The organism is Pseudomonas antarctica (assembly GCF_001647715.1).
Taxonomy (GTDB): Bacteria; Pseudomonadota; Gammaproteobacteria; order Pseudomonadales; family Pseudomonadaceae; genus Aquipseudomonas; species Aquipseudomonas antarctica_A.
The window spans coordinates 1505429-1526196 of the sequence record NZ_CP015600.1; the positions used below are offsets into that span (position 1 = coordinate 1505429).

Consider the following 20768-nt stretch of genomic DNA (forward strand, 5'->3'; position numbering starts at 1 on the left):
CGGCAACTTACTCAATGATCCAAGAAAACCCGGCCACCGCGCCGGGTTTTTTATTGCCCAAAGAAACCCACCGAAAGGAATGCCGAATGATGAAGCGAATGTCCGCTTACCTGGGCCTGGCGCTCGCCGCCTGCCTGTCCTGTTTCTCCCTGTCGGCATTCGCCGAGCCGATCGCCTACCGCACCGCGCACTATCTGACCGCTCACGCCGAGCCGCAAGGTGTCGCCATGCAGCGTCTGGAACTGACCCTCGCCATGTGGCGAACGGGCAGCCAGACCACTGATGAAAGTTTGGCCTCCAACCTGCGCGCATCCAGCAACCACTTCGTGATGGCCTCGGCCAAGCCTGCCCCTGATGGCGTCGGCATGACCCCCTTCTGAATACGCCTGAAAGCAATAGAAAAAGCCCGGACATATGCGCCGGGCTTTTTTGTACCTCCGAGGAAAGCCGCTACCCAAGTGGATGCTTTCCCGGATGTATCAAGTCCAACCATTTCGGCCCCACCACACCCATTGCTATGGCTGGGAGTGCTGCTGGAGCCGGATTTATCAATCTCCCCGTGAGGGAGCAACCCGGATGCCTACCATGCCTGATAAGCCAGACACCTGGGCCAAGATCTGGTTGGCGTTGAGCAATCCGCTCTGGCAGGGCGCAATCATGGCCATCACCGTATCGTTGCTTCGAGTCATGTATGACGCGAAGGAAACCAGTAAGCGTCGGATCCTGTTCGAATCGCTGATCTGCGGATCGCTGAGCCTTGTTGCGTCCAGCGTGATTGAGTGGATGACCTGGCCGCCCAGCCTGTCGGTTGCTGCTGGAGGGACTATTGGGTTCCTCGGCGTAACTGCTATTCGCGAGATGGTGACCCGCTTCCTCGGTCGCAAGGCGGATGCAGCATGAGGGCCTTTGCTGCTGCAATCATCATCGCCCTGGTCGGCCTGCTGCTCATCGGCATTCAGCAGTCACGCGTCGTCGCACTGCGTGGAGAGGTGGCCTTCGAAGCTGGCGAGAAGAAGAAGGCGGTCGACGCCAACCTCGAAAGCCAGGCGACCATCACTACGCTGCGCGCTGAAGCAAAGCGTAATGCTGAATACCAGGCAGACCTGGCAAAGCGCCTCAAGGTCAGCCAGGACAAAGCCGAGAAGGCGGAGAAGAACTTTGAAAACCTCAAGCGCAACAGCAAGCCTGTTCGTGACTGGGCTGCTCAGCCTCTTCCTGACGGCCTGCGCGGCAAAGCCGGCGGTGGTGACAAAGACCCAGGCCATAAGGATTGAAGCCCCTGAGCTGATCCCATGCGAGCGCATCGACGACAGCGATGAAGACCTTCGCCTCAATGGCGACGTGTGGGAGCTGAAAGACAAGGCGGTTCGGCTGTTGGACACCTGCGCTGACCAGGTTGATGCGCAGATCGTCCGCAGCCAGAGCAAGTAATCCGCGCCACGTTTTCGTAATTCCAAAATTGTGGCGCGGAATGCGCCGAGGGCATCGCCATGGCTTCGAATACCAACTCCTCCAAGACTGTCACCCTGTTCGGCGGGATCGCGCTTGTGATCATCGTCCTGTCAGTGGCGGCCTTTAGCTTCGTGTGACGCTATGAAAGTAATCGTAACAAAGCTCTTGGGATCGGCTGAAGTCGAGTTCCTGCGTGAGGGTGTGGTCGTTCACCGTGAGCGGTTCACTGGCAAGACGAACTCCCGGTATGAGCGCACCATTGCGACCCGGGAAGGGTTCGATGCTCACCGGTGCCGGTTTGTTACGGCCATTCCTGCTGATCGGGCATTCCAGTATGAGGTTTCGCCATGAGCATCAAGAAACAGCTGATTCACTTCAACGACATCCGGCTCACCTTGTCTGCGGATGACCTGAAGGCTGCACTGATCGCCAAGTATGGTGATGCTGCTGCCGAAGTACTGGTCGATGGCGTGACCCTCCAGAATGCCACCTACTCCACTTACTACCCCAATGACGGCTTGGAGTTCACCTTTGCTCAGCCGCTGGAAGGGCACAACACGTGAGCAACGTCACCCGCCTGCGGCACGCGCTGCCAATGAGCCCAAACATCAACGCTGCGGTAAGCGCTCTCGACAAGGCCATTGCCGAAGCCGTGGACGCTGCCAAGGCTGCCGGACTGCCTCAAGGCATGATCGTTGGATTGCTCCACGGTCACGCACACGCACAGACACACCAGATGGTGACGCAATGACTGCAAGCGTCCATGACATCGCCGACCAACGCCCGCACCTGATGGTGGTAGCTAGCGATGGCGCCCACGTAATTCCGCACGCCCTGGTGCAATCGGTGATCGACGGCGACCAACCTTCCTCAATTCTCACTGAGCCCGTGGTGAAGCGGATCATTGAAGAGTGGCTGCAGCAGGTGACCAAATGACCGTCAAGGTTCTGGAGATCAAGCGGGAGGACTGGCGCGATGCCGCCAAGACGCTTCGCAAGATCGCCGATGACCTCGACGCTGGCACGCATCCCGAATGCACGGTGGGCGCCTTGACGCTGATCGGCGCGAAGGGAGAGGTGACCGTGTTCGGCCTCGGCCCTAAGTGCGACGACCTGCAATGCCTCGGTGCCATGCGCCTGGGTGAGCAGAAGCTGATTGATGTGCTGCTCGATACAGACAACTGACAACCTAAACGTGCGAGGCACCAAAGTCTCAAGGAATCCCTATGGCGCTGACAGCAAAACAGCAGCGCTTCGTCGACGAGTACCTGAAAGACCTGAATGCAACGCAGGCCGCTATTCGTGCGGGTTACAGCAAGAAGACGGCAGCAGTCATTGCAGCAGAGAACCTTAGAAAACCTAATGTTCAATCCGTTATCGAAGATCGCATGACTGCAAGAGGCCAGAAGGCTGCCATCACTCAGGAAATGGTGCTTGAGCGTCTATGGATGATCGCTACCGCTAATCCCAATGAGCTGATCGAGTATCGTCGTGGGTGTTGCCGCCATTGCTTCGGTATTGACCATCAGTACCAGTGGAAGGATGAAGAGGAACTGCTCAAGGCAGTATCTGATAAAGCCGACCCTGAAGATGTGTCGGAAGACGGGGGATTTGGGTTTGACCCAACGATACGGCCGCACCCCAAGTGCCCAAAATGCAGAGGGGAGGGGTTTGGATCTGTCCATGCTCATGACTCGCGCCATGTAAGCCAAGCAGCATTGGCACTGTATGCAGGCGTGAAGCAGACCAAGGAAGGCTTCGAGATCAAAATGCACGATCAGCTGGCTGCGCTCGACAAGGTGGCCAAGCACCTGGGGATGTTCTCTGACAAGTCTGCCTCGCCACTTGATGAGGAGCTGAAGCGCCTTGAGGTCGAGAAGCGCCGCGCAGAACTCAAGCTGATAGAGAAGGGCGGCGGCAACTCCAACGCCCAGCTACTGGCTGATCTGATTGCGAGACTACCGTCATGATCACCAACACCGGCAACCTGATGTTGGATCGGCAGTTGTCTCGCTGGTACCCACTCAAGGATCATCCTGTACAGCTCGCATTGGTTGCCGCCGTATCGGACGGAATTCGCTTCCCCTTGGTACCTGCTGGTCGCCGTAGCGGTAAGACCGAACGGTTCAAGCGCTTCCTTGTGAAGCAGGCATCGGCCTACACCGGGATGTACTTTGCCGCTGCGCCGACGCACGCCCAGGCCAAGAAGATCTTCTGGGATGACCTGAAGGCCTTCACGCTCTGCTGCATGCACAGTCGCCGGCCTTCTGAGTCGGACCTGATCATCTACCTGGACAACGGTAGCGAGATACACGTCATCGGACTGGACAAGCCACAGCGGATCGAGGGCATCCCGTGGACTGGCGGGGGAATTGACGAATTCGCCGACATCAAGCCGGACGCATGGGAGGCAAACATTCTCCCGGCGCTGAACACCGTCAACCCAACCATGCCGGATTACCGGGCCTGGTGCTGGTTGCTCGGTGTACCTGACGGCCTGAACCACTATTACGACCTGTGCATGCAGGCGGAGTCGGGCAACGACCCGAACTTCCGGGTGTTCCACTGGAAGTCGGCCGAGATTCTTCCGGCTGATGTAATGGACGCAATGAAGCGGGCCATGTCGGCCAAGCAGTTCAAGCAGGAATTTGAAGCCTCTTTCGAAACGGCATCTGGCCGGATCTACGAGGACTACAGCAAGGCGAACACTACTAATGCAGCCATTGAGCCGCATGAGCAGCTGATGTGGATGCACGACCAGAACTTCACGCCCCTATCATCCGCGATAGGTGTACGGCGCAACGAAGGCAAAGACCTCTATCTGCTCGATGAGATCGTGCTGATCAGCGCGGTATCGAAGCAGTCGGCTGCGGAGTTCGTGGACAAGTTCAAGGATCACAAGAACAAGCATGTGCTGATCTACGGTGACCCGGCGGGCAAGGCGGGCGAGAAGCACGGTCACGCATCCGACTACACCGACATTGAAGGCGTACTCAAGGCCAATGGCTGGACGTACACGCGCAAGGTCAAGCCGGCGCACCCATCTATCAAGGATCGGCAGAACGCCGTCCGGGCGAAGATCCTGACCGCCTCAGGCGAAACCAGCTTGTTCATCAACCCAGTTACCGCGCCCTGGTGCCACAAGGGCTTGAGTACGGTTCAGCTTCAGATGGGCTCGACCTTCCAAGAAGACCAGAAAAACGACTACCAGCACATCACCACGGCGATTGGCTATTGCATCGACGTTGAGTGGCCGTGCATCAAACGCACAGGCGGAACACGCCGAATTGGAGGCTTGGCCTGATGCCAGTGCAATCTACAAACCCCGACTACGACGCGCACATCGCCGAGTGGGAGATGATGGACGACGCGCTCGAGGGTGAGTGCGCCGTTAAGCGCAACGAGCGCAACCTGCCCAAGCCGAGCGGTATGGTCGAGGCTGAAAAACTCGACGGCGCCGGCAACAAGTACCTCTACGAGAACTACACGAACCGGGCCCAGTACGAACACTGGGTGCGCGACTCGCTGCGGTCGATGATGGGCCTGGTTTCCCGGTTGATTCCGGAGATCGAGCTGCCCGGCGGACTGAAGGGGCTGGAAGACAACGCGACGGCAGACGGCTTCGGCCTGAAGCAGTTGTTCTTCCGCATGGTGCGCCAGGCTATCTCGCACGGCCGGGTGCCACTGGTGGTGAACATCGACGATAGCGGCGAGCCGTATTTTTCCACCTACGCGACGCGCAACGCGATCAACTGGGACACGGCTGATCAAGGTGGGCGGCAGGACCTGGTCCTTTCGGTGTTTCGCGAGTTCCGCAAGAAGGGCGGCGATCGCTACAGCCATGACTGTGACACGGTATTTCGTGAGTTCTTCATGCTGGGCGAGGTCTGCTACACGGCCGTGCGCAACGAGGCTGGCGAGCTGGTCGACGACGAACGCCCGCTGGGCACCACAGGTACCGACAACCGTCTCGTCAAAGGCCTGTCCTATTTGCCCGTCATCTACTGCGGCTCGACTGACAATTCACCGGACGTAGACGAGGTGCCACTGCTCACCATGGCGCGGGCCGCGTTGAAGTCCTATCAGATCAGTGCTGACTATTTCAGCTCTCTGCATCAGACCAGTCATCCGCAGCCGTGGGTGTCGGGTTTGGATGAGTCGGTGGAGCTGAGCGTAACCGGTCCATCCGCTGCCTGGGATCTTGGGCCGAACGGAAAGGCTGAATACCTTGAATTCAAGGGCACCGGCATTGAAGCCAACCGCAAAGCCATGGATGACCAGAAGAACGCGGCGCTTGAGGCCGGTGCCAAGGTCATGGATGTAGCCGGCACCGAGTCGGGCGAGGCGCGCAAAACACGCCAGAACGATCAGCACGCCACGCTGCACAGCATCGTCATCACAGTGGCCGAGGCGGTGGAGCAGGGCTTGCGATACGCCGCCGAGTGGAAGGGATACGACCCTAAACAGGTCAAGTTCAAGGTGAATCCCGAATTCGTAACACCTTTGGTCGACGCCCAGGTGCTCGCCGAGCTGCTCAAGGGCGTGATGGCCGGCACGATCAGCGCCGATACCTACTGGCAGTACCTCACCACCGGCAAGCTGCCGGACCGCCCATATGAAGACGAAGCCGACCTGATCAGCGATGAGCGCGATTCGGCCGGCATCAACTTGGACAAAGACGATGCCATCGACAAACCTGATGCAGGCGGACAGCCAACTGCTGGAGCAGACGACCCGCCACTCGGTAATGCTGGAGCGACTTAAGGCCGGCGAGGTCAAGAAGTTCGAGAAGTACCTGCGCCAGATCGACAAGCTGGTGCGGGAGCAACTCACTCGCAAGGAGCTGACCACCTACAGCCGGGACCGCCTTGAGCAATTCCTAGCCCGGGTGGACGGCAAGCTGCTGGAGATCTACAAGGCCTACGGTGACCTGGTGCAGGCCGATCTGGTCGACATCGCGCTGTATGAGTCGAGCTTTGAGGCCAAAAGCCTGAGCAACGCGCTCTCCATCGACGCGGTGGTGCCGACCAACACGGTGATCCGCGCGGCGGTGTTCTCCTATCCGCTGCAGGTGAAGGGCATCGACGGTGGGAAGCTGCTGAAGAGCTTCGTCAGTGGCTGGACGCGGACCGAGACGATGCGCGTCACGAACACCATCCGGCTCGGCTTCGGCCAGGGCCAGACCAACGCCCAGATCATCCAGGCGATTCGCGGTACCGCGGCGCAGAACTTCACGGACGGCGTCCTGGCGGTGAGCAACCGCAATGCTGCCGCCGTGGTGCAGACGGCAATCCAGCACGTAGCCACCACGGCACGAATGGAGACGCTGAAGGCCAACAGTGACGTGGTGCTGGGATATCGCTGGGTGTCGACGCTCGACCGAAAGACCTCGCAGCAATGCAAGGGCCTGGATGGGATGCGTTTCGATCTGGGCAAAGGTCCGCTGCCACCGGCGCACATCAAGTGCCGCTCAACCACGGTTCCGACCACCAGGCTTTCGGAGATGTTCGCTAAGGACGCTACGCGCGCTTCGGTGGGCGATAACGGCGGGGCACAGGTCGACGCCGGCCTGAATTATTACGAGTGGCTGGCAACGCAACCGGCGAGCTTCCAAGACCATGCTCTTGGGCCGGTCCGGGGCAAGTTGTTCCGCGATGGCGGGCTGAATCCGGAGAAGTTTGCCAAGCTGCAGCTCGACAAGTCGTTCAAGCCGCTGACCCTGGCGCAGCTGAAGGATGCAGAGCCTGACATGTTCACCCGAGCAGGCGTTACACTCGGCGCTCAACCAGGTTGAGATAGCACATGCAGATCATTGTTGAGGATGGGAAGGGCAGGCCAGACGCGAATAGCTTCGTGCCGTTGGAGAAGCTGACCTTCTACCGCGACTACTACGGGTTCCGGATACCTGAAGCAGAGGCTGACCAGGTCGAACTGCTGCTGCGCGCCGCGGCCGACATCAACGGTCGCCAGTGGAAGGGTCGCAAGGCCAATCCTGAGCAGGCAATGGCCTGGCCCCGGCGTGACTGCAAGATCGAATACCAGACGCTATCCGAGACGTTCGTGCCCTTTGAGCTTGAGTGGGGACAGGTACGGCTGGCGGTCGAGCTGTACGCCGCCGAGCAGGGATTCCAGATCGAAGAGCCGACGCATTGCAATGAGCCCAATGGTCGGCGCACTCGGCTCAATCGCGATACGCCCGGTTTGCGAATGCGACCGCCGCCCTATGCGCCGAGCAGGACGCAGTTCGCGGATTACCTGGTCATGCGCGGGCTCAGTATTGTACGAAGCCGGGAGTTGTAATGAGTTCGATCGTCTCATCGGTGAGGACTCGCCCACGATAGTGTCGATTTGGCAGATTCAGTTCCTGTAACTCTTTGAAGTGACGCTTCGTCGCCTCTCTGTTGATGATGAACTGACGATGTACGATTAGAAACTTGTCATGCGGTTCGGCTCTGGTGTTGATGATTTGGCTATCAGCGGAATACACAATATCCATGTCGCAGGGCGATTTGTCGGAGTTGATTTCTAGGAGCCGGTCGAAGTGGAGTTCAGTAGCGTCTTTGCTCATCAAATACTCTCCACCCTCAACAAAGCCGAACTGCTCAAACTCACCAAGCTCCCCAGCGGGCTGAAACATAAGGATGTGGCCCTCAAGGTGCCGCCTTCCGACGATAAGTCCACCGTCACGACCGTCGACAATCCAACCATTGATGAAGCATCTGGCGAAGTCTTCCTGAGGTAGAGTGAATTTTCCTTCGCTCATTTTTGATCCTTTATTCATGTGAGTGTTTATCCATCAGGATAGAACATTAGCAAATTCCAAGCCTCGGCCATGCCGGGGTTTTTTTATGCCTGCAAAGCGGGCCGACCAAACCCAAGGGGTGCACCAAGTGGCAGACGAAAACCAGATTGATCTTGAAGACCCGGCAGTTCAGACCGCCATTGCTGCAGATGTCGAGGCTGCGACCCTGGGCCTCAAGAACAAAAACACCGAGCTGCTTGGCTCGCTACGGACCACTAAAACGGAACTGGACGGCTTCAAGACCCAGTTCGAAGGCCTGGACATCGCAGCTGTTAAGGGCCTGCTGACTAAGGTTGGCCAGGATGAGGAAACCAAGCTGATTGCCGAGGGCAAGCTGGACGAAGTCATCACCCGCCGTACCGAGCGCCTGCGCACCGACTACGACACCAAGTTGGCCGCCGAGAAGGCTCGCGCCGACAAGGCTGAGGCCTTTGCTGACAAGTACAGCGACAAGGTGCTGGCCGATTCCATCCGTGCTGCTGCCATCAAGGCCGGCGCGCTCCCCGAGGCCGCCGAGGACATCATCCTGCGCGCCCGGGGCACTTTCAAACTCAGTGAAGACGGCGAGGCGATTGCCACCGACCGTGACGGCGAGGTCGTTTACGGGAAGGACGGGAAAACCCCGCTGTCGCCGTTCGAATGGGCGGAATCTCTGCGTGAAACAGCAACACACCTGTGGCCAAGGGCTCAGGGTGCCGGTCCGACCGGCGATCAAGGTGGCAAGGCCACGAAAAAGTGGGGCGAGTACACGGAAACCGAGCGCGCTGCGATCGCCCGTGACAACCCTGAGCTCTTCAAGAAAATCCAGGCCACCAAAGGAACCTAATCCATGGCAACTACCCAACTGACCGACATCTTCGTCGGCGATTACTACGCCTCCCTGGCACCGGTTAATAGCCCGGAAAAGACCGCTGTGTACGAGTCGGGCATCGTGACTCGCTCCCCGGTACTGGACGCGATCGCCTCCGGCAGCCAAGGCACCGCCGAGATCAGCTACTGGCAGGACCTGAATGCTGATGAAGCGCCGAACATCAGCAACGACGACCCGAACGACCAGGGCGAAGTCGGCAAGGTTACCCAGGACAGCATGCGTGCCCGGGTTCTGTACCTCAACAAAGGCTACGGAGTGGCTGACCTGACCGCTGAACTGGCGAACAGCGAGCCTCAGCAGCAGATCCGCAACCGCTTCGGCACCTACTGGACCCGCCAGTGGCAGCGTTACACCCTGGGCGCGTCTCGCGGCATCATCGCCTCGAACATCGCGAACAACGGTGGTGACATGGTCATTGACGCGGGCGCAACCATCAGTGCGAACGCCTTCCAGGACGCTGCGTTCACCGCTGGTGATGCGGCCGACCAGTTCGGCGCGATCGGCGTGCACTCGGTGGTGATGAACCAGATGGTCAAGCAAGACCTCATCGAGTACCTGCGTGACTCTGACGGCAAGATCATCCTGGCCACCTACCTCGGCAAGCCAGTGTTCATGGATGATGCCCTGGTGTATGGCGCGGGCAAGTACCTGTCTGTGTTCTTCGGCCAGGGCGCTTTCGGCTACGGCGAAGGCACGCCGAAGGTGCCGGTAGAACTGGAGCGTAAACCAGGCGGTGGTAACGGTGGTGGTGCCGAAGTGCTGTGGGAGCGGAAGACCTACATCCTCCAGCCTGCCGGCTTCAGCTGGAAGGGTTCCGAGGCTCAGAACCTCAGCCCGACCTCCACGCAATACGCCGCCGCTGCGAACTGGAAGCGCGTGTTCAGCCGCAAGCAGGTTCCGTTCGCCGCTGTCATCAGCGGTACCACCACGCCGTAATTCGGCCCACACAGCCTGGCGCCCGTATGGCGCCGGGATGCTTTTGAGGTGATTTATGAAAGTGATCTACACGGACAAGCCGGGCAAAGAGCGCGGCGTGTGCTACCGGCTGCTGAGCGAATTCTTCGGTGTCATCGGGTCCGCTACCGAGGTGGTGGTCGATGGCGATGTACCGGATATCTTCGATGCTTACCAGGCCGCCGGCATCAAGGTTTCCGACGGCAAGGAGCCAGAGAGCAAAGAAACCGACCCTCTGAAAATGAAGGTCCCCGAGCTGAAAGAATGGCTGACCGAGAAGGGCATTGCCTTCGACCCGTCCGCCAAGAAAGAAGACCTGCAGGGCCTGGTGCCAGCGGAATAAGGACAAGCACATGACCGATTTCATCACCGTCGCCGATGTTGACGCCCAGCTCGGTCCTGACTGGGCCGGCACCGGTGATCCGGTCCTTGCTGTGACCATGGCCAACGCCTGGCTCACAGCCAAGATTAAGCGGGCTGTTCCCGATCCGGTTCCTGCCGAGATCAAAACAGCCGGCGCCCAGGTCGCCAAAGAGGCGGCGGCGGGCAAGCTGTACACGGCAACGCAGAAGGAAGTGCAGAGCAAGACGGTCTCGGCTCAGTCCGGCACATCGGTGAGCAAAACCTACGTGGCAGGCTCTATCGATCAGTCGGCTGGCGTGAACTTCGCCCTGTCCTTGCTGGAGCCGTGGATCAAGCGCTCCGGCGTGATGATGCTGAAGAGGATCTGACCGTGGGCATGCGCGAAGAGATCCAGGCTGAATTAGCCGAGTCGTTCGACGACCCTGATGGGCTGGCCGACGCGGTTAAGCCCGTGACGGGCGTGCGCAAGATTGCGGGCGAATATGACCCCGACCTGGGTGGCGAAACGCCGGATACCACCGTCACTTACACGGGGCGCGGTGTTCTGGGCAGCTACCTGTCCAAGGAAATCGACGGCTCCCTCATCCAGACGACCGACAAGAAGCTGCTGGTGCTGCAAAACGAGCTTTTCATGTCGGAGGCCGGCGTTCCGACGGTGGTACCGGCTGCCCCGGCCATTGGCGATATCGTCAATGGATTGCGGGTGATGAACGTGTCTGCGGACCCCGCTGATGCAACGTGGACAGCTCAGTTGAGGAAGTGACATGGCAAGTAAAAGCGCCGGACAGTCCGGTAGCTTCGCCCTGAGCCTGGCTGAGTTCGCCGCGCAGACCAGTGAAGCCATCGACGCCAGTGTGCGCGAGATCATCATCGAAGTCGGCAGCAGCCTGATCCGCATGTCTCCCGTGGGTAACCCGGAGATTTGGGCGCAGAACGCAGCGGCGAACCAGTACAACAAGGCCGTCGACGACCACAATAGCGCGCTGCGCAGTGACCCGGAAAACCTCACGAAGGGTGGCAGGCTCAAGAAGGGCCGCAAGCTCAACGACGGCATGGACATCAAGGCGCCCGAAGGCTACATCGGCGGCCGGTTCCGTGCGAACTGGCACATTTCGCTGGGCGTGGTCGAGAGCGTCACCTTCGACGAGGTAGACCCGAGCGGCGCCGAAACCACTGCCGCACTGGTGGCCGCGATGAGCGATTTCACCGCCGGCCAGATGGCCTACATCATCAACAACTTGCCCTATGCAATTCCATTGGAATTTGGACACTCAAGCCAAGCGCCATCTGGAATGGTCCGGGTAACCGTGGCTCGCTTCCAGCAGATTGTGTTGGAGGCCATCAGGAACAACCAGGTATGAGTCACGCAATCATCGCTTCGATCTACGAGGCAAAGCTGATCGCCTGGAGCGCTGCCAGGTCGGAGAAGCTGAAGATCGTGTTCGAGAACACGGCCTACACGCCGGCGGAGGGCGAGACCTACCTGCGAGCCTTCACTATCCCGGGCGATACCGCGAGCAATACGCTCGGTGGCGATCACCGACTGTTCACCGGCGTATTCCAGGCAAGCATCATCGCACCGGCGGGCACGGGAAAGACCAAGACGAACCCTATAGCAACTGAGCTGACCGATCTGTTCCCGCTGTACGCCAGGGACACGAAGGGCCCGGTCACCGCGGTGACGATGTCGCCGGTCGACCAGGGCCCCGGCATCACCGGCGACTCCACCTACACCGTCCCGGTCTCGTTTTTGTACCGAGCCGACACCAACTGATCCCGCCCATTGGGCAAACCCACGAACCCGCCATTGAGCGGGTTTTTTCACATCTGCAAAGAGGAAATACCCATGGGCTACAAAATTCCGGACGGCGGCACCTTCCAGCACGGTGCCACCTATGGCCCGGACATCCCATTTACGGCGCTGAGCAATGCGGCCGAGGCCGTGGCCACCGTAACTGGCGGTACGCTGGCTGCTGGCGATATCGTGATTGTCACCTCTGGCTGGACTCGCCTGGGCAACCGCGTTGTGCGCGTGAAAGCTGCCACTGCCGCCGCCATCACCCTTGAAGGTATCGACACCACGGACCTGCAGGTTTACCCGACAGGCTCTGGCATCGGGTCGTTGAAAAAGGTTCTGACCTGGGTACAGATTCCGCAAATCACCGATGTGGCTTTCGCAGGCGGAACCCAGAACTACCTGGATGTGGTGTTTCTGGAAGACAAACAGGGTCGCCAGATGCCGACTGACAAGGCTGCCGCGAGCTTGGCACTTACCATTGCTGACGACCCGGGCCAGGCGTTCAACGCCATTCTGCGTGCGGCGGATGCCAGTCAGACCATTCAGGCCGCGCGCCTGAACCTGCCGGGCAACGACACGCTGTTCTACGGCGCCTTCACCTCGTTCTCCAACCAGCCGACTGTGTCTCGCAGCAACTTGCTGACCCGGACCGTGAACCTGGCGCTGCAGGGCGAACCGACCCGTTACCTGACTGCGGTGGCATAACCCATGGCAAAGATCAGAATCGCCCAAAACCCGACGTTCAAGGCCTTCGTGTCGATCCCCATCGTTGGGGGCGAGCCCGAGAAAATCGAGTTCACCTTTAAGTATCGGGATCGTCCAGGGCTTGCCGCCTTGTTCGATGAATGGACCCTGAAGCGCGACGAGGCACAGACCGCCCTCGGCGATAAGCCTACGCTTTCCGAAATCGTAGCCGCTGACACTGAGCAGCAAGCGCAGCAGATCAAGGACCTGGTGGTCGGCTGGGGCTTCGATGACAAGTTCGACGATAAGAGCATCCTGGCATTGGTGAAGTCCTGCCAGGGCGCTGCTGAGGCAGTTGTGAACGCCTACCAGAACGCATTCAGCCAGGCCCGCCTGGGAAACTGACAGACGCCGCCCGTGCACTCTATGCGCCGGCGGCACCTGCTGAACTGATGGGGCTGTTTGGGCTTTCCCCGGGTGACCTTGAAGAGGTGACCGAGGTATGGCCCTGCAACTGGCCGGCGTTCTTCCTGTTCAACCGGATGTCGACTCAGTGGAGGGCGGGCGCCGGCGGCGCGATCGGCCTCGATTACAACTGCATCCGCGACGTGGCCGGGCTCCTCGGAATCAAGAAAAAGAAACTCGCTGAAATCTTCCCTGACCTTCAGGTGCTGGAAGGCGAAGCCCTGCGCGTCATGGCGGAGGAAAGGGAAAACAGCCCGTAACCACGGGCACTTATTCAAGGTGAGTCGATGAACATTGCAGAACTCGGCGTCAAGATCGACTCGGCCGATGCAATCGAGGCGAAAACAAGTTTCGATGAGATGGCGAAGGCTGGCGGCCGTGCCGAGCAGTCTGCCGTTTCGCTGATGAACGAAATGCAGGCGCTGGAAAAGTCGCTGTCTACCAGCGCTAAAACCACCCAGGACCTGGCAAAGCAGCGTGACGCTCTCGCCAAGCTGACCAAGACCGGCGCCTATGGCGAGGCCGAGGCAGCGAAAATCTCCGCTCAGCTCGACAAGCAGCAGGTGGCCTTGGCCAGGTCTGCGATGGACGAGCAGAAGGCGCTGAATAGCCTGCTTGGAGCGGTTGACCCGGCCCGTGCAGCGCTGGCAAAGCTGGACACCCAGGTTGAGCAGCTCGGTAAACATCTGGATGCTGGGCGCCTAAGCCAAGAGGATTACAACAAGGCTCTGAGCAATATCGATAAGGATTACGCAAAGCTCGAAAAAACCAATACCGGTTTCGACAAGCTTCGCCTTGGCACCCGGCAAGCTCAGGAAAACGTTGTTCAGTTGGGTAATGCGCTGTCCTCGGGCGACTGGGGTAGCGGCGTGCGTGCTGTTGCTCAGCTGGGTGCTGGAGCTGGAGCAGGCGCCGCTGGATTGCTCGCCATTCTGGGTCCGATTGCTTTGGCGACAGCCGCTGTTGGCGGACTTGCATATGCGTACTACAAAGGCAGCGAAGAGCAGGACAATTACAACAAATCACTGATCCTTACGGGCAACTACGCAGGGGTGAGTGCCGGTCAACTGAGCGATATGGCGCGGCAGATCAGTGCGACGGTGGGCACTACTGGCCAAGCTGCAGAAGTGCTGGCGACTCTGGCGGGTAACGGAAAGATTGCGGGCGCGAGCTTCGTTGAAATTTCAGAAGCCGCCTTGGCGATGGAGAAAGCGACGGGGAAGTCTGTAGACGCGACGGTAGCGGAGTTCGTCAAGATTGCTGAGGACCCAGTTGCTGCTGCGAAGTCTCTGAATGATCAGTATCACTTCCTGACCGCCTCGGTTTATTCACAGATTGTTGCGCTTAAGGAGCAGGGCGACACCATTGGTGCAGCGAAGCTCTTGACCGACACTTACGCCGACACCGTAAAGGGCAGGGCTGGGGAGATCACTCAGAATCTCGGCACTATCGAAAGGGCGTGGAAAGGCATCACGGATGAGGCCAAGAAGTCCCTCGACGCGATAAAAAATATTGGTCGCGATGAAGGGCCGGCCAAAAGGATCGCTGAACTTACCCAAAGCGCGGCTTATGCTCGAAGCGTGCTCAAAGCTGACCCGGATGACACTGACGCCAAAAAGAAACTCGCCGCTTCTGAGAAGGAGCTGTATCAGCTCCAGCTTATGGTCTTTGTTGGCGGTCAGCGAACCAAAGCCCAAGAGGATCAGGTGCGTGTTCAGCAGGAAGGGATTGAGGCCGAGCAGAAGCTCAAGGCAATCAGCGATTCAAACCTGACCAATGCCGAGAAGCGCAATAAGCTGATCAAAGATTACCAGCGATCAGTCGAGAATCTCCGCAAAGCAAACCCGGACAGTCCGCTCGTCCAGCCAGATTATGTGGCTAAGACGATCCAAAACATTAAAGACAAGAACAAAGACCCCGCGGTTGCTGCCGGCAGCGTGGATCTGACCGGCTTCAATGACGCGAAGAACAACCTCGCGGCCATCGCTACCGACTACAAAAACTACCAAAAGCAGTTGGACGCAGCGCAAAAGGCTGGGCTTATTTCAGAGGCAGACTACCTGTTGCGGCGCCAAGCCCTGATCGGTAATGAGCGCGACCAGGTAACGGCAGCCTACGAGGCCGAGATATCCGCTCTGGAGGCCGCCAAGGGCAAGAAGTCCACCACTGCCGCGCAAAGTATCCAGCTCGACCAGAAGATCGCTGACGCGCGTGCAGGGATGGTCAAAGCGCAGAAGGACACTGATAGCCAGCTTGAAGTTCTGGCGACCAACGAGACCGGGCGCCTGGCCAAACAAGAACGCGCGATCAGCACTTACGTGCAGGCGCTGGGGCAGCAACAGCGAGCTCTGGAGCTTGCCGGCCAGCGCGCGGTTCTCGGCGTGGGTCAGGGTGATCGCCAAAACGCGCTCAGCGGCGAACTGAACAGCCAGCAAGACCGGTTTGCTCAGCAGTCCCTGGAGTTGGCCAACCAGAAGTCCGACCCGTCGCGGAACATGTCGGAGGAAGAGTTCAAGCGTAAATCCCAGGCGCTCGCCGATGCGAACAAGGCGGCGACTGACCAGATCCGGCAGAACTACGCGGATGTGGAAGCCGCCCAGGGCGATTGGACGAAGGGCGCGACGGCAGCTTGGGACAATTACTTGGATTCGGCGCGGAACATTGCCGGCCAGACGAAAAGCCTGTTCGGCAACGCCTTCAGCTCCATGGAGGATTCGCTGGTCAACTTCGCCGTTACAGGCAAAGCGTCGTTCGCGGACTTCACCAAGTCGATTTTGGCGGACATGGCGCGCATTGCGACACGTCAGGCCAGTTCCGCTTTACTGGGCAGCCTGGTGGGTGCGGCGGCGAGTTACTTCGGCGGCAGTGCCGCCGGCGGCAACGGACTGGCGGCCGGATCTGCTGGCGCTGCATCTTCCAACCTTGGCGCTTCAGCGGGGGGCTACTCCGGCAGCTACTTCCCGCAAGCCATGGGCGGCGCCTGGTCGGGCGGCGTGCAGATGTTCGCCGACGGCGGCGCGTTCACCAACACCATCGTCAGCAAGCCAACCTCGTTTGGCATGGCAAACGGCAACATGGGTATCGCTGGTGAGGCCGGTCCGGAGGCGATCATGCCGCTGACCCGAACGTCCAGCGGCAAGCTCGGCGTTATGGCCATGGGCGGTGGCGGGGCCGGAGCAACACAGATCAATGTCGAGGTTCATATCGACGGGGATGGCAACGCATCGTCCTCCGCCGACGCGCCTGGCTACGACATGTTTGGCAAGGAGCTGGCGGCTTTTGTTGAGCAGAAGTATCAGCAGCTACGCAACAAGGACATGGGCCAGGGCGGCGTCATCAACAAAGCAATCAAGGGGCGCTGATGGCAATCGAACGATTCACCTGGGCAACGGAGAAGGGCGCGGAGGGTGATGTGACCCAGCGCGTCCGGACCAAGCAGTTCGGCGATGGATACGAGCAGTCGGTCGAAGACGGCCTCAATAACCAGTCCCAATCCTGGCCGCTCACGTTCACCGGCGCCAAAGCTCGCGTTCTGGAAATCAAGGCCTTCCTCGATCGGCACAAGGGCGCCAAGGGTTTTCTATGGGAGCCGCCCTTGGGCGAGCTTGGCCTTTACAAGTGCAACGGCTACAAACCGGTTCACCGTGGCGGTCAGGTCTACGCCATCACCGCGACCTTCAAGCAAACCTTTCATCCCTGAGGCCTATCAATGGCACTGATCACGGACATCCAGAAGCTGGAGCCCGGTGGCGAGATTCGCCTGTTTGAAATTGACGGGACTGAGTACGGCGCGGATTACCTGCGCTTCCACGGGCATGCCATTCCGCACACACCTGAAGAGCTGCTGGCCTACGAGCATTTGGAAGAGGATCTGCCGGCGAAGTCGATCTGGTGGCAGGGAGAGGAGTACGCGGCCTGGCCGGTGCAGATTGAGGGGATTTCCTCGAGTAGCGACGGCACTGCCTCACGGCCGACATTCGCCGCCGGTAACGTGAACGGGCGAGTCACGGCGCTGTGCCTGGCCTTCGAGGACATGCTCAAGTTCAAGCTGACGGTTCGCGAGACCCTGGCCCAGTACCTGGATGCGGCCAACTTCCCCGACGGCAACCCGACCGCAGACCCGACCCAGGAAGTGCTGGAGATCTGGTACATCGACCAGAAAACCAGCGAGGACAGTGAAGCTGTGGTCTGGGACCTCTCCTCTCCGGGCGAGATCGATAACCACGGACTGCCTGGGCGCCAGATGACTACCTTCTGTCACTGGGCCATGACGGGGGGGTACAGAGGCCCTGACTGTAACTATACGGGGACAGCGATGTTCGATGACGAGGACAACCCCACGGATGACCCTGCCAAGGATCAGTGCAAAGGCTGCCTGTCGTCCTGCAAGTTGCGCTTTGGCGAGAACAACGAGCTCAGTTTCGGTGGATTCCCCGCCGTCAGCTTGATCGCGAGGAGCTGACCATGCGCAAACACATCATCGCCGCGATCCAGGCGCACGCCGCAGCCCAGTACCCGAAAGAGTGCTGCGGTCTGCTGCTGATCGTCGGGCGGGCGCAGAAGTACTTCCCGTGCCGAAATATCGCCACGGAGCCGAACGAAGAGTTTCGGCTTGATCCCGAGGATTACGCCACTGCGGAAGATTTGGGCGAGGTGATCGGGATCGTTCACTCGCATCCGGACGCCACCAGCAGGCCGTCACCGCACGACCTGGCCATGTGCGAGGCCACGGCCTTGCCCTGGCATATCCTGTCGTGGCCCGAGAGCGACTTGCGCACGATCACACCAACCGGCAGCACGCCGCTGCTCAAGCGACCGTTTGTTCACGGCGCCTGGGACTGCTGGCAGGTTTGCGCTGATTGGTATCAACGGGAGTGGGAGATTGAGTTCCAGGCCTTCCAGCGCACTGACGGCTGGTGGGAGAGTGCTGAAAGCGCGAGCCTATACGAGGCGAACTACGAGGCCGCTGGCTTTGTGCGCGTCGACCGGCCGCAGCGCGGCGACATGATCGTTATGCAGGTTGGCCGGACGGTTCACCCCAACCATGCCGGGATTTACCTGGGCGCTGATCCGGCGCTACCAGGAGAAGAGTCGGGCGCGTTCGGTCCAGGCCCGTTCCTGTTGCACCACCTGTACGGCAGACCATCCGAGATTATCGTCTACGGCGGCCCTTGGTATGACAGAACGCGCCTGATCCTCAGGCACAAAGATGCAAAACAACCAACATGACGCGGCATGGCCGTAGGAGTGGGTATGCAAAAGAGTGATCAGTTCAGCCCGGTAATCGCTTGGCGCCAAGGTTTCACTAACCCTGAACGCGAGCCGGTCGAAGTAGATGTGCAGGATGGGCGCGCTGAATATGCACTCAGCGGCCCGTACAGGATGGCAGAGGGCGCCAAAATAGAAATTATTGGCGGGAAAATTTTATGGTCAAGCGGGCGGAGTCGCCCGAGTTAAGCCGGTAAAAAGACGAACGATATCGCCGGCAGCGCCTTTGAACTGCGAGTCATAAGCCTGGATCAAGCCTACTTCACCGCCATCAGCGTTTAGTGCGGACATTGTGTCCTCGAAGCCTAGAGTCGTCATGAAGGTGACTATGCCTCTCGCCTCAGCGACACCGTTCACAGAAATGTCCGCTGCCTTAGCGATGACCGCAGGATCGTTGGTAATCAGCACGTACGGGAATATGGTTTGTCCTGGATGCATTTCACTTTCCTTGCGTTGTCCGCGCCGAAATTGGCGCTATCCCAGTCCTTGGGCTTGCAGGCGAAGGACTGGGAAATCCTTTAATTCATTTCTCGCTGCCCACCCGGCAGCAGGAGGGCTGTATGCAGCCAAGCCAGCGCTACATGCTGACCATTTACGACCTCTTCGGCGTTACCGACGGTGGTGTCTGCGGTGCTGAAGCCGAAGTCGCCATTCTGGATGGCGGTGTCGAGATCGACCGCGTGAAATTCTCCGGCAAGTGCCAGAGCAAGGATGGTTACCGCCGTGCCTACACTGGAAAGCCTGGGCTCATTGCAAAGCTTGAATCGGGCCCCGGGCAGATCCAGTTTGCGGCCGAAAGGCCTCCGGCCACCTCGGCGGTGTAAGCCCGCCAATGAACTCGTCCGTGCCAAGCCTATGAGAGCCGTACTCGACGATGTATCCGTTATTCAGCCGTGCAGCCTCAGCCTGGGCAATTGCCTTGCTGGCGTAGACGTCTACCAGGTGCCAAGGCTCAAGGGCATCACTGAGCACTGCCCAGCCGAGTACGCACCCTTTGTTGTCCGGGTCTGCTGGAAGGTTTTTCGCGAGGCTTCTGATTGACATGGCCGATCCTTGGTTGCGTGAAGGCCTGAGGCTACTATCAGAAGGATGAGGGGCGTTACTGAGGATTCGTACAGCCGGTTTTACGTTCGCGTGGAGCAGTGGCTACGACATTTCTGTACCTTGAAATTGCGGTATCCGAAGTGTCTATGCTGACTCCAATACCCGGCAAGCTTTGCGCGTGCCGGGCTTGAAGAGCGTTAAGGCATCAAGACCGAGTCCACAACGTGGATCACGCCGTTGGACTGCATCACGTCTGCAATGCTGATACTAGCTTTACCGCCTTTGGCATCTACGACCCAAAGCTTGCCATCATGCAGCTTGATATTCAGCGATTCGCCCTGGACGGTTTTCAATACAACGGTGCCGTCGTTCTTCTTGGCTTCGGCCATCAGCTCTTTAGAAGTATGGGTGCCAGGTACCACGTGATAGGTGAGGATTTTCGTCAGATCGGCTTTATGCTCAGGTTTCACGAGAGTATCAACGGTGCCCGCTGGCAGCTTGGCGAAGGCTTCGTTGGTAGGTGCGAAGACGGTGAACGGACCTTTGCTGTTGAGAGTATCAACTAGTCCCGCCGCCTTAACTGCTGCAACGAGTGTGGTGTGATCCTTTGAGTTGGCCGCGTTTTCCACAATGGTTTTGCTGGGATACATTGCTGCTCCGCCAACCATGACCGTGTCATCGGCAAAACTGAGCGTTGCTGTTACAGACAGAATCGCGAAGCAGGTTGCTGCAGCAATATTTTTGTAAAAGGCATGCATGATGTATCTCCTTGGCATTAATTCCCTCTGAATGAGGGTCCTGAACATGCGGGGCTATGAAGCGCCTCTGAGAGCGTAGACACATTTGTGAGTTTATGTAGGTAGGCTTCACGCTTAATTCCAAGGGTGGCTATGCGTAGTGGTCCTACGCCTACATCGTGCGTAATTTCGTGGGTGCTGAAGGCCTGCTGTTGGTTGAAACAGTCCTTCGGAATAGACCGTCTGCGTTGCCACAAAGTGCAGTGTGAAGAAGCCCAGACCTCCCTCTGTGCTTTTTGCATCTATCCCGTCAGTGCTACAGTCCCGACAA

At 59.0% G+C, this 20768-nt stretch carries 31 protein-coding genes and 1 pseudogene; 28 read left to right on the forward strand and 4 right to left on the reverse strand.

Annotation, left to right across the window (positions count from 1 at the left end):
• Positions 1-86: 86 nt before the first annotated feature.
• From A7J50_RS06815 to A7J50_RS06875, 13 genes are all read left to right on the forward strand, one after another.
• Positions 87-380 (forward strand): hypothetical protein, encoded by a 294-nt coding sequence (locus A7J50_RS06815; protein WP_064451109.1) that lies wholly within the window; start codon positions 87-89, stop codon positions 378-380.
• A 196-nt stretch (positions 381-576) separates the two neighbouring features.
• Positions 577-900, forward strand: coding sequence for a phage holin, lambda family (locus A7J50_RS06820; RefSeq protein ID WP_064451110.1), 324 nt, complete (start codon positions 577-579; stop codon positions 898-900).
• Positions 897-1274, forward strand: a complete 378-nt coding sequence (locus tag A7J50_RS06825) for a hypothetical protein (RefSeq protein WP_064451111.1) — start codon at positions 897-899, stop codon at positions 1272-1274. Before A7J50_RS06820 ends, A7J50_RS06825 begins: the two co-directional genes overlap by 4 nt.
• Entirely contained in the window at positions 1246-1431 is a 186-nt protein-coding gene (locus A7J50_RS06830) for a hypothetical protein (RefSeq protein ID WP_064451112.1), read from the forward strand. Before A7J50_RS06825 ends, A7J50_RS06830 begins: the two co-directional genes overlap by 29 nt.
• 368 nt (positions 1432-1799) lie before the next feature.
• Positions 1800-2015 carry a hypothetical protein gene (locus A7J50_RS06835; protein WP_064451113.1) on the forward strand — a complete coding sequence of 72 codons (216 nt, stop codon included), beginning with the start codon at positions 1800-1802 and terminating at the stop codon, positions 2013-2015.
• Complete coding sequence (locus A7J50_RS06840) at positions 2012-2203, forward strand: hypothetical protein (protein WP_064451114.1); 192 nt, start codon at positions 2012-2014, stop codon at positions 2201-2203. The genes A7J50_RS06835 and A7J50_RS06840 overlap by 4 nt, the downstream gene beginning before the upstream one ends.
• Positions 2200-2388, forward strand: a complete 189-nt coding sequence (locus tag A7J50_RS06845; protein WP_064451115.1) for a hypothetical protein — start codon at positions 2200-2202, stop codon at positions 2386-2388. Before A7J50_RS06840 ends, A7J50_RS06845 begins: the two co-directional genes overlap by 4 nt.
• Positions 2385-2636 (forward strand): hypothetical protein, encoded by a 252-nt coding sequence (locus A7J50_RS06850; RefSeq protein ID WP_064451116.1) that lies wholly within the window; start codon positions 2385-2387, stop codon positions 2634-2636. The genes A7J50_RS06845 and A7J50_RS06850 overlap by 4 nt, the downstream gene beginning before the upstream one ends.
• A gap of 41 nt (positions 2637-2677) precedes the next feature.
• Positions 2678-3421: a terminase small subunit gene (locus A7J50_RS06855; RefSeq protein WP_064451117.1), complete on the forward strand. Its 744-nt coding sequence runs from the start codon at positions 2678-2680 to the stop codon at positions 3419-3421.
• Positions 3418-4755, forward strand: coding sequence for a terminase large subunit domain-containing protein (locus A7J50_RS06860; RefSeq protein ID WP_064451118.1), 1338 nt, complete (start codon positions 3418-3420; stop codon positions 4753-4755). The genes A7J50_RS06855 and A7J50_RS06860 overlap by 4 nt, the downstream gene beginning before the upstream one ends.
• A complete protein-coding gene (locus A7J50_RS06865; protein ID WP_064451119.1) occupies positions 4755-6215 on the forward strand; it encodes a DUF4055 domain-containing protein in 1461 nt (486 codons plus the stop codon). The genes A7J50_RS06860 and A7J50_RS06865 overlap by 1 nt, the downstream gene beginning before the upstream one ends.
• Positions 6151-7245, forward strand: a complete 1095-nt coding sequence (locus tag A7J50_RS06870) for a minor capsid protein (RefSeq protein WP_064451120.1) — start codon at positions 6151-6153, stop codon at positions 7243-7245. Before A7J50_RS06865 ends, A7J50_RS06870 begins: the two co-directional genes overlap by 65 nt.
• Before the next feature lie 8 nt (positions 7246-7253).
• Entirely contained in the window at positions 7254-7751 is a 498-nt protein-coding gene (locus A7J50_RS06875; RefSeq protein ID WP_064451121.1) for a DnaT-like ssDNA-binding protein, read from the forward strand.
• On the opposite strand, the gene A7J50_RS06880 is transcribed toward A7J50_RS06875, so the two are convergent.
• Positions 7723-8214, reverse strand: coding sequence for a hypothetical protein (locus A7J50_RS06880; protein WP_064451122.1), 492 nt, complete (start codon positions 8212-8214; stop codon positions 7723-7725). The two genes, A7J50_RS06875 and A7J50_RS06880, sit on opposite strands and share 29 nt — an antisense overlap.
• Before the next feature lie 127 nt (positions 8215-8341).
• Here A7J50_RS06880 and A7J50_RS06885 point away from each other — a divergent pair, with 127 nt between their 5' ends.
• The 14 genes from A7J50_RS06885 (at position 8342) to A7J50_RS06950 (ending at position 18617) form a co-directional block, all read left to right on the forward strand.
• The gene (locus A7J50_RS06885) at positions 8342-9079 is read left to right on the forward strand and encodes a hypothetical protein (RefSeq protein ID WP_064454867.1); all 738 of its coding nucleotides are present in this window, start codon (positions 8342-8344) and stop codon (positions 9077-9079) included.
• 3 nt (positions 9080-9082) lie between these two features.
• Complete coding sequence (locus A7J50_RS06890) at positions 9083-10060, forward strand: major capsid protein (RefSeq protein ID WP_064451123.1); 978 nt, start codon at positions 9083-9085, stop codon at positions 10058-10060.
• 55 nt (positions 10061-10115) lie between these two features.
• Positions 10116-10421: a HeH/LEM domain-containing protein gene (locus A7J50_RS06895; RefSeq protein WP_064451124.1), complete on the forward strand. Its 306-nt coding sequence runs from the start codon at positions 10116-10118 to the stop codon at positions 10419-10421.
• Positions 10422-10431: 10 nt separating this feature from the next.
• A complete protein-coding gene (locus tag A7J50_RS06900) occupies positions 10432-10809 on the forward strand; it encodes a hypothetical protein (RefSeq protein ID WP_064451125.1) in 378 nt (125 codons plus the stop codon).
• A gap of 2 nt (positions 10810-10811) precedes the next feature.
• Positions 10812-11204: a hypothetical protein gene (locus A7J50_RS06905; RefSeq protein WP_064451126.1), complete on the forward strand. Its 393-nt coding sequence runs from the start codon at positions 10812-10814 to the stop codon at positions 11202-11204.
• Position 11205: 1 nt separating this feature from the next.
• Positions 11206-11802, forward strand: a complete 597-nt coding sequence (locus A7J50_RS06910) for a hypothetical protein (RefSeq protein WP_064451127.1) — start codon at positions 11206-11208, stop codon at positions 11800-11802.
• Positions 11799-12215: a phage tail terminator-like protein gene (locus A7J50_RS06915; RefSeq protein ID WP_064451128.1), complete on the forward strand. Its 417-nt coding sequence runs from the start codon at positions 11799-11801 to the stop codon at positions 12213-12215. Before A7J50_RS06910 ends, A7J50_RS06915 begins: the two co-directional genes overlap by 4 nt.
• Before the next feature lie 72 nt (positions 12216-12287).
• Positions 12288-12944, forward strand: a complete 657-nt coding sequence (locus A7J50_RS06920; protein WP_064451129.1) for a phage tail protein — start codon at positions 12288-12290, stop codon at positions 12942-12944.
• 3 nt (positions 12945-12947) lie between these two features.
• On the forward strand, positions 12948-13328 hold the full coding sequence (locus A7J50_RS06925) for a phage tail assembly chaperone (RefSeq protein WP_064451130.1): 381 nt from the start codon (positions 12948-12950) through the stop codon (positions 13326-13328).
• A 47-nt stretch (positions 13329-13375) separates the two neighbouring features.
• Entirely contained in the window at positions 13376-13648 is a 273-nt protein-coding gene (locus A7J50_RS06930) for a DUF1799 domain-containing protein (RefSeq protein ID WP_064451131.1), read from the forward strand.
• Between the two features lie 27 nt (positions 13649-13675).
• On the forward strand, positions 13676-16750 hold the full coding sequence (locus A7J50_RS06935; RefSeq protein ID WP_064451132.1) for a phage tail tape measure protein: 3075 nt from the start codon (positions 13676-13678) through the stop codon (positions 16748-16750).
• Complete coding sequence (locus A7J50_RS06940; RefSeq protein ID WP_010567892.1) at positions 16750-17088, forward strand: phage tail protein; 339 nt, start codon at positions 16750-16752, stop codon at positions 17086-17088. The genes A7J50_RS06935 and A7J50_RS06940 overlap by 1 nt, the downstream gene beginning before the upstream one ends.
• Positions 17089-17097: 9 nt before the next feature.
• Complete coding sequence (locus tag A7J50_RS06945; protein WP_064451133.1) at positions 17098-17850, forward strand: phage minor tail protein L; 753 nt, start codon at positions 17098-17100, stop codon at positions 17848-17850.
• 2 nt (positions 17851-17852) lie between these two features.
• Positions 17853-18617 carry a C40 family peptidase gene (locus tag A7J50_RS06950; protein ID WP_064451134.1) on the forward strand — a complete coding sequence of 255 codons (765 nt, stop codon included), beginning with the start codon at positions 17853-17855 and terminating at the stop codon, positions 18615-18617.
• Between the two features lie 201 nt (positions 18618-18818).
• Here the strand turns inward: A7J50_RS06950 and A7J50_RS06955 are convergent, their stop codons facing one another.
• Positions 18819-19094 (reverse strand): hypothetical protein, encoded by a 276-nt coding sequence (locus A7J50_RS06955; RefSeq protein ID WP_064451135.1) that lies wholly within the window; start codon positions 19092-19094, stop codon positions 18819-18821.
• Positions 19095-19216: 122 nt separating this feature from the next.
• On the opposite strand from A7J50_RS06955, the gene A7J50_RS06960 reads away from it, so the two are divergent.
• Entirely contained in the window at positions 19217-19480 is a 264-nt protein-coding gene (locus tag A7J50_RS06960; protein WP_064451136.1) for a hypothetical protein, read from the forward strand.
• Here the strand turns inward: A7J50_RS06960 and A7J50_RS31850 are convergent.
• Positions 19470-19700: pseudogene (locus A7J50_RS31850) on the reverse strand (hypothetical protein); the annotation flags it as partial. The gene A7J50_RS06960 and the pseudogene A7J50_RS31850 overlap by 11 nt on opposite strands.
• 197 nt (positions 19701-19897) lie before the next feature.
• Positions 19898-20458, reverse strand: coding sequence for a fasciclin domain-containing protein (locus A7J50_RS06965; RefSeq protein ID WP_064451137.1), 561 nt, complete (start codon positions 20456-20458; stop codon positions 19898-19900).
• Positions 20459-20768: the final 310 nt, after the last annotated feature.

Bases quoted from the DNA above. Each gene is read 5' to 3' on its own strand.
- A7J50_RS06965 (WP_064451137.1), bottom strand. From the start codon at position 20,458: ATGCATGCCTTTTACAAAAATATTGCTGCAGCAACCTGCTTCGCGATT.
- A7J50_RS06940 (WP_010567892.1), top strand. From the start codon at position 16,750: ATGGCAATCGAACGATTCACCTGGGCAACGGAGAAGGGCGCGGAGGGT.
- A7J50_RS06835 (WP_064451113.1), top strand. From the start codon at position 1,800: ATGAGCATCAAGAAACAGCTGATTCACTTCAACGACATCCGGCTCACC.
- A7J50_RS06855 (WP_064451117.1), top strand. From the start codon at position 2,678: ATGGCGCTGACAGCAAAACAGCAGCGCTTCGTCGACGAGTACCTGAAA.
- A7J50_RS06950 (WP_064451134.1), top strand. From the start codon at position 17,853: ATGCGCAAACACATCATCGCCGCGATCCAGGCGCACGCCGCAGCCCAG.
- A7J50_RS06915 (WP_064451128.1), top strand. From the start codon at position 11,799: ATGAGTCACGCAATCATCGCTTCGATCTACGAGGCAAAGCTGATCGCC.
- A7J50_RS06945 (WP_064451133.1), top strand. From the start codon at position 17,098: ATGGCACTGATCACGGACATCCAGAAGCTGGAGCCCGGTGGCGAGATT.
- A7J50_RS06865 (WP_064451119.1), top strand. From the start codon at position 4,755: ATGCCAGTGCAATCTACAAACCCCGACTACGACGCGCACATCGCCGAG.
- A7J50_RS06875 (WP_064451121.1), top strand. From the start codon at position 7,254: ATGCAGATCATTGTTGAGGATGGGAAGGGCAGGCCAGACGCGAATAGC.
- A7J50_RS06870 (WP_064451120.1), top strand. From the start codon at position 6,151: ATGCAGGCGGACAGCCAACTGCTGGAGCAGACGACCCGCCACTCGGTA.
- A7J50_RS06935 (WP_064451132.1), top strand. From the start codon at position 13,676: ATGAACATTGCAGAACTCGGCGTCAAGATCGACTCGGCCGATGCAATC.
- A7J50_RS06955 (WP_064451135.1), bottom strand. From the start codon at position 19,094: ATGCATCCAGGACAAACCATATTCCCGTACGTGCTGATTACCAACGAT.
- A7J50_RS06895 (WP_064451124.1), top strand. From the start codon at position 10,116: ATGAAAGTGATCTACACGGACAAGCCGGGCAAAGAGCGCGGCGTGTGC.
- A7J50_RS06910 (WP_064451127.1), top strand. From the start codon at position 11,206: ATGGCAAGTAAAAGCGCCGGACAGTCCGGTAGCTTCGCCCTGAGCCTG.
- A7J50_RS06820 (WP_064451110.1), top strand. From the start codon at position 577: ATGCCTACCATGCCTGATAAGCCAGACACCTGGGCCAAGATCTGGTTG.
- A7J50_RS06815 (WP_064451109.1), top strand. From the start codon at position 87: ATGATGAAGCGAATGTCCGCTTACCTGGGCCTGGCGCTCGCCGCCTGC.
- A7J50_RS06925 (WP_064451130.1), top strand. From the start codon at position 12,948: ATGGCAAAGATCAGAATCGCCCAAAACCCGACGTTCAAGGCCTTCGTG.
- A7J50_RS06930 (WP_064451131.1), top strand. From the start codon at position 13,376: ATGGGGCTGTTTGGGCTTTCCCCGGGTGACCTTGAAGAGGTGACCGAG.
- A7J50_RS06825 (WP_064451111.1), top strand. From the start codon at position 897: ATGAGGGCCTTTGCTGCTGCAATCATCATCGCCCTGGTCGGCCTGCTG.
- A7J50_RS06920 (WP_064451129.1), top strand. From the start codon at position 12,288: ATGGGCTACAAAATTCCGGACGGCGGCACCTTCCAGCACGGTGCCACC.
- A7J50_RS06860 (WP_064451118.1), top strand. From the start codon at position 3,418: ATGATCACCAACACCGGCAACCTGATGTTGGATCGGCAGTTGTCTCGC.
- A7J50_RS06960 (WP_064451136.1), top strand. From the start codon at position 19,217: ATGCAGCCAAGCCAGCGCTACATGCTGACCATTTACGACCTCTTCGGC.
- A7J50_RS06845 (WP_064451115.1), top strand. From the start codon at position 2,200: ATGACTGCAAGCGTCCATGACATCGCCGACCAACGCCCGCACCTGATG.
- A7J50_RS06880 (WP_064451122.1), bottom strand. From the start codon at position 8,214: ATGAGCGAAGGAAAATTCACTCTACCTCAGGAAGACTTCGCCAGATGC.
- A7J50_RS06900 (WP_064451125.1), top strand. From the start codon at position 10,432: ATGACCGATTTCATCACCGTCGCCGATGTTGACGCCCAGCTCGGTCCT.
- A7J50_RS06850 (WP_064451116.1), top strand. From the start codon at position 2,385: ATGACCGTCAAGGTTCTGGAGATCAAGCGGGAGGACTGGCGCGATGCC.
- A7J50_RS06890 (WP_064451123.1), top strand. From the start codon at position 9,083: ATGGCAACTACCCAACTGACCGACATCTTCGTCGGCGATTACTACGCC.